This window comes from Flavihumibacter sp. CACIAM 22H1 (genome assembly GCF_001601815.1).
GTDB lineage: Bacteria > Bacteroidota > Bacteroidia > Chitinophagales > Chitinophagaceae > Flavihumibacter.
In genome coordinates this window covers 9,942-13,326 of the sequence record NZ_LUKG01000015.1, presented here as the reverse complement: position 1 = coordinate 13,326, position 3,385 = coordinate 9,942, and the positions used below count along the sequence as shown (strand labels likewise).

Annotated in this window: 4 protein-coding genes; 2 read left to right on the top strand and 2 right to left on the bottom strand. The window is 43.5% G+C overall.

The window, feature by feature from the left end; genetic code table 11:
• The first annotated feature begins 28 nt into the window (after nucleotides 1–28).
• Nucleotides 29–223 (top strand): hypothetical protein, encoded by a 195-nt coding sequence (locus A1D16_RS06515; RefSeq protein ID WP_290708501.1) that lies wholly within the window; start codon nucleotides 29–31, stop codon nucleotides 221–223.
• 1 nt (nucleotide 224) lies between these two features.
• On the opposite strand, the gene A1D16_RS06510 is transcribed toward A1D16_RS06515, so the two are convergent.
• Nucleotides 225–494: a hypothetical protein gene (locus A1D16_RS06510; RefSeq protein ID WP_290708500.1), complete on the bottom strand. Its 270-nt coding sequence runs from the start codon at nucleotides 492–494 to the stop codon at nucleotides 225–227.
• Nucleotides 495–549: 55 nt separating this feature from the next.
• Nucleotides 550–3,102, bottom strand: coding sequence for a TonB-dependent receptor (locus A1D16_RS06505; RefSeq protein WP_290708499.1), 2,553 nt, complete (start codon nucleotides 3,100–3,102; stop codon nucleotides 550–552).
• 48 nt (nucleotides 3,103–3,150) lie between these two features.
• Here A1D16_RS06505 and A1D16_RS06500 point away from each other — a divergent pair.
• The coding region (locus A1D16_RS06500; protein ID WP_290708498.1) for a hypothetical protein at nucleotides 3,151–3,385 on the top strand (235 nt) is incomplete at its 3' end.

The window sequence follows — 3,385 nt, the reverse complement described above, 5'->3', positions numbered from 1 at the left end:
GGTTTTAAACTACATGAATTGATAACGATTGATGGTGTTACATTTTCTGCAGCATTCCTTATCGGATAAAGAAGACTATATCATACGTACTACCAATACAGTATCTTTTCACCTGAAAAAATGGCTGAGCCTTACCGTAGGGTTAACCTATAATAAACTCAATTTTATTCAGTCGGAAAACCTGCTGTTTAATTATGGGCTAACCCTGGAAAATGTATTCTGAATTAAAGACTGAAATTAACCGATGCTGCAGTACCTCCGGATTTACAGAGCGCAAAACCAGCTGCGGTAATTTTAACCAGGGTAAAGCGTTCCTGCTGGTGCAGATCCACCAGCCCCTGTTTGGCTAATTGGTGAATATGCTCCAGGATTGTATCCCACGGAAGAAACTGACGCACAATAATTTGCGCAGGTTTACAGGGATAACTCGTAGGATCGGGGTCGTCCTTTACGATCGAATAAATGGTTTGGAGAGTGGAATAGGGATGATCCATATATATCCCAAAATAAGTTGATAAGTCGGAACCAGAAAACAAAGTTTTCAACATTTTATCCTTCTCCCACCTCATTTCCCCCGGAACGGTCGCCCGACTTGCGTTTGAACAAATCCAGCTCTGTTCTTCCAAATCGATAACTGAAGGTTAAACGCAGGGTCCGAACATTCCAGCGCCGGTAAGAATCCTGGTAAAAATTTTCCGTATCTGTGATACTGCCAAAGCGGCGGCTGTTAAACACATCGTTTACATTGAATGTAAGGGTGCCTGCATTGTTTTTCAAAAAATCCTTCCGGATCGCAAAATCCATATAATACTGCTCATTGGTTTTACCCTGTGGCATTACCCGGGGAGATTCGTATTCGCCCGATAACTGGAAAGAAAAATTATTCAGGAATTTTTTATCCGGGTTAATGATTTTATAGTTCATCATTAGTTTAGAACTCCAGTTAAACCCGGTATTATTAAGGTTCAGGCCGTTTACGGCGGCTTTTACATCGCGGTACTGTGCATTGAAATTGGGTGTAAAATCAAAGTTTTTTCCGACCCTTTGTTGCCAGGTAACTTCCAGGCCCATCCGATTGGTTCGGTCGGCATTAATGAAGGTATTTAATATTGCATTCGGATCGATAGCCGCATTTCCAAGCGCTTGGTATTCAGCGGTAGTGAGCGTATCACTGTACATGGTGATATCTTCCGTATTATTCCTGAAATAACTGGATACCAACACATTTCCTGAACTATAGGTTCTATTGAAATTCAGTTCAAAGGAATTGGTAAACTCTGGCCGCAGTTCGGGGTTACCTTTCCGGATATTCAGGGGGTCGGTAATATCTACATAAGGGTTGATCTGCCAAAAATTAGGACGACGAATTCTCCGGGAAAAATTCAGCTGTATATCACTGCCGTCTTTTACCGAATAGGTCAGGTATAAGCTGGGAAAAAACGCATTCATCAGGTCAGCCCCTTTGGAAGGATAATCGTACCCGAATTTCCGGGCGCTGTCAATTAATTCGCCTTTAAAGCTCGATTGCTCTACACGCAGGCCGGCTTGGTACAAGAGCTTACCGATTTTGTTGGAATAGTTCCCGTAGACGGCGTTCACCATTTCCTGGAAACTGTAATTATTGCTAAGCGGTAGTTTGCTGGTAGTGCCGTTTTGCAGTGAAAACACATCCAGTTTATCCTTTGAATAATTATGATAGGACCTGGCGCCAAATTCCAGCTTACTGTTTTCTGAAAGCGGGTTTACATAATCTGTTTGAATGGTTAGCTGGGTACCATTGCCGCTGGATGTATTCAGCACCGTATTGGGGGTGCCGATCAATTGGCCGTTGGTATTGTAGAAATAGTTCTCAATAGTACCATTGCCGCTGTTGGTGCCCGTATTAAATGTTATATCAGCGGTCCATTCTTTTTCGGGTTTCGCATAGGTACGGCGATAGTTCAACTGTGTATTGGCCCGGTTAAATCCAAAATTATCGGTAGAGAAACGATCGCCGGTTTGCGTCGGCTGCCCCGAAGCATTAAAGTAACGCTGCTTCTGAATTTCATCGTTGTCGAATTCACCTTTTACAAAACCCTGTGAAAATGAAATGCTGTTAAAATCATTCCAGTCATAATCCATTCCAAAGCGAACCGAGGAGAAGCGACGTTTTCTATCCCTGTCTGTGCGTTGGTTAAAATAATCGGTGATGATTCCCTGGCTTTTATTTTCGCGATAGGCTTCTCCTTCCGCAACGCCTCCCGATTGATTGTAGTTTCCGCTGGCAAACAGGTTCACTTTGTTTTTGCGGTAGTTTAAGCTGAGTCCGCCGTTCAATAGCTCCGGCGTACCTGCACCAATAGTAGCCACCCCGTTTAAACCTCCTTTACGATTTTTCTTGAGGATAATATTTATGATACCGCCGGTACTGCCCGCATCATATTTGGCAGAAGGATTGGTAATTACTTCTACCCGGTCAATATCATCGGAAGGTATCTGTTCAAGCGTCAGAATCGTTGGCCGCCCGTTTACAAATATCTGGGGAGAACTGTTTCGAAGTGAAATGCTTCCGTTCACATCTACCGAAAGAGAAGGGATCTGGCGCATAAGGTCTACCGCATTACCTCCTTTACTGGTGATGGCTGCATCTGCATTGAAGATACGCCGATCTACCCCCATGGTCATAAGCGGCTTCCGCGCTGTAACAACTACCGTTGCCAGGTTAGACGCTTCGGTTGATAAGCTGATATCACCCAGCGCATATTCATTCAGGTTATTTAAAATATTTACCGGTCTTTCTTCAATTCCAAATCCTACTGCGCTGATCTGCACAATAGTGCGGATGCCTCTTGGAACCGTAATTACAAAACGGCCATCCTGGTCTGTCATGGAAATATTGGAAATAGTATCGGGGGCTGCGCCCTCTTTCCGGATTGCTGTAAGGGCTGTTACGGAAGCTGCGCTAACAGGGCTTCCTTTTGCATCTTTAATGATTCCTGAAATTTTAATTCTGTCACCATCCGGGCTTTGTGAAGCGCCCGTCAAAACGATCAATAATGTGCATAGCAATAGGAAGCTATACTGGTAAAAAGGGGTTGGCTTTCCAGTTTTTCTACGTGTCATGCTGCAAAGGAAATCATTAAAACCTGAAGGTTTCCTTAAATTTATCAGATGAGCCATATAAACCGTATTTTTTTAGTAGTAAGCCTTTGCATTTTGCTCCAGGATGAGCAAATTTTTGCCCAAACCAGCACAGTACAGGATGGTTTAAATCGTTTAAGCGTTGACGTTAGTTCAATGGAAGTTGAATACCTTCGGGATCCGATTGGTATTGACAATCCATTTCCACGATTCAGGTGGAAGCTTCAGGCAGCCGGACAAGGGATTCGTTCAACAGGCTTTGATA

Coding starts and splice junctions, on each gene's coding strand:
- A1D16_RS06505 (WP_290708499.1), bottom strand. CDS start 3,102: ATGACACGTAGAAAAACTGGAAAGCCAACCCCTTTTTACCAGTATAGC.
- A1D16_RS06510 (WP_290708500.1), bottom strand. CDS start 494: ATGGATCATCCCTATTCCACTCTCCAAACCATTTATTCGATCGTAAAG.